Raw genomic sequence first — 1,892 nt, 5'->3', positions numbered from 1 at the left:
CACAAGTCTTGACGATAGCTCTCGTCGTTGGCCGGGTGAGCGAAGAGGCAGTGGCAGGTGCCGGTCACTGGCCCAGCTCCTGACGGGCGCGGTTCCGGGCGGCGTCGAGGGCGGGCACGCCGTCCGCAATGACCTTCACGGTGACGCCCTGGAAGGTGCCGAAGGCGGTGGCGTACGAGCCGCGGTACGAGATGTCGTGCAGATGGAGGAGTTCGCACCACACCGCCCACGTCGGCAGGTGGTTCACGGCGAACATCACGGTGACGCCCCGCCCTGCGGCGTGCACGGCTCCTGTCGGAGGGAGTTCGTTCGTCTCCGACCGGTGCTTGATCTCCAGGGCCGCCGCCTTGGCGGCTGGTGTCGGCGCGTTGGTCGCCGCCCAGGCAGCACCGGGGTCGAGGTTGGCCAGGAGCTCACCCAACCGGCCGGGGAGTTCTTCGTGGAGGGCGCGGCGGCCCGCGAGCATCCAGTGGACGATTCGGCCGAGCATCGGGGCAAGTGCGTTGCCGTGCTCCGCGTCCTGGCCGTCCTCGGTGGAGTCGTAGAGGACTGCTCGGGTCGGGTTGTCGTCGAAGAGGCGCTGCACCGTCCACCCGGTGACGTCCGCGGGGTCGACGGGCAGGGCGTGCGTGGAGGTGATGGCGAAGTAACTGCCGTCCGGGAGCGCGGCGGTGACGTTGTACTCGCCACCGCACAACTCGACGTCGGTGACGAGGCCGAGGGCGCGCAGCGGAGTGATGACGGGGGCGTAGCTGGTCCAGAGCCTCAGCCACATGAGGTCGGTGGTGCGGTTGTGGTCGGGAAGGTGGGCGAGTTGCACGGTCTCCTCCAAGAGATGGAATCAGCACTTTAGATTGTTGTGATCTATCTTTTCCAGGGGGTGGCCGCTGTCGTTTTGCGCGGCCACCCCCTCGTCGCGATCAGGCTGCGGTACCGAGTCGGTCGACGACTTGCATGCCGGACTGGATGACGGTGGCGTGCGCTTCGGCGAACTCGGCGATCCTGCGGGCCTCGTGGGCGATGGCACGGGCCTGGCGAAGGGCGTGAATGACGGGGCGGGTGTCGAGCGGGGTCTCCTCGCCGCCGCACCGGTCGATCAGCGCCTCGACGATTGCGTCACGACGGGGTGCGGCGTGACCGGCCCCGTCGAGGTCGCGCTCACTCTCGACGCCTTCACGGAGCTCGTCGATGGCCGTGAGGGCGAGGAGGATGTCATCGGGGTCCTCAACTGCGAGTTCGGCTAGGGCGATGAGTATCTCGGCGGCGCGATCGCCGGAGAGTACGGGCATTCCCTCTCGGTTACGGCGGGGGGTGGGCAGATATCCCATGTCGCTCTCCTCGTGTCATTTGGCTCGGGCCTCTCACCCTCACCTCTTGGCTTTATTCTATATGCATTTTGCGACACTCTCCGATCGCGGAGAGTTACGTTATTAAGTTGTGATCTATCTTTGACGCGTCTTTCACTGCCCCCCGCCAACCGCACCACGCCCCTGCCGGAAGGCCTCTCGGGCCGCCTGGAGCGCAGCGTCGTACGACTCCGGCTGAGCGTCCCTGCGGCGGGTGATCTCCTCGCGCTCCCGCCGGCGGGCAGCGTTCCGAGCCGCCTCCGTCTCCCAGAGCCGTTCGGCGGCCGCAGCCTTCTGGCGTTGCCGCACCGCCCGCACCGTCGTCCCGCACCCCCGGCAGTTCGCCCCCGGCAGGCCGGGGTGCTTCGGGCACCCAGGAGCGGCATCGGGGCTCTCGGTCTGGGCGGCAGCTGGCTCCCCTGCGGCGTCAGCCGTGGGGGTTGGGGGGGTAGTTGAGGCAGGGGAAGAGGTACGGGGAGAAGGGAAGGAAGGGGTTTCCCCCGCGAAACCCTGACGGTTTCCCTCGCGAAACCCTGACGGTTTCCC

The 1,892-nt window shown here is 68.0% G+C and carries 3 protein-coding genes; all 3 read right to left on the bottom strand.

Features of this window, described 5'->3' with window-relative positions; genetic code table 11:
• Window positions 1-64: 64 nt before the first annotated feature.
• The 3 genes from J0695_RS38680 to J0695_RS38670 all read right to left on the bottom strand — a co-directional run bounded on the left by J0695_RS38680 (window position 65) and on the right by J0695_RS38670 (window position 1,655).
• A complete protein-coding gene (locus J0695_RS38680) occupies window positions 65-820 on the bottom strand; it encodes a hypothetical protein (protein ID WP_206969533.1) in 756 nt (251 codons plus the stop codon).
• Between the two features lie 100 nt (window positions 821-920).
• A complete protein-coding gene (locus J0695_RS38675; protein ID WP_206969531.1) occupies window positions 921-1,328 on the bottom strand; it encodes a hypothetical protein in 408 nt (135 codons plus the stop codon).
• Window positions 1,329-1,460: 132 nt separating this feature from the next.
• Window positions 1,461-1,655, bottom strand: coding sequence for a hypothetical protein (locus J0695_RS38670; RefSeq protein WP_206969528.1), 195 nt, complete (start codon window positions 1,653-1,655; stop codon window positions 1,461-1,463).
• Window positions 1,656-1,892: the final 237 nt, after the last annotated feature.

Source organism: Streptomyces beijiangensis, from assembly GCF_017315755.1.
Taxonomy (GTDB): domain Bacteria; phylum Actinomycetota; class Actinomycetes; order Streptomycetales; family Streptomycetaceae; genus Streptomyces; species Streptomyces beijiangensis.
The sequence above is the reverse complement of the archived record's forward strand: the minus strand, read 5'-3'. Positions and strand labels throughout refer to the sequence as shown.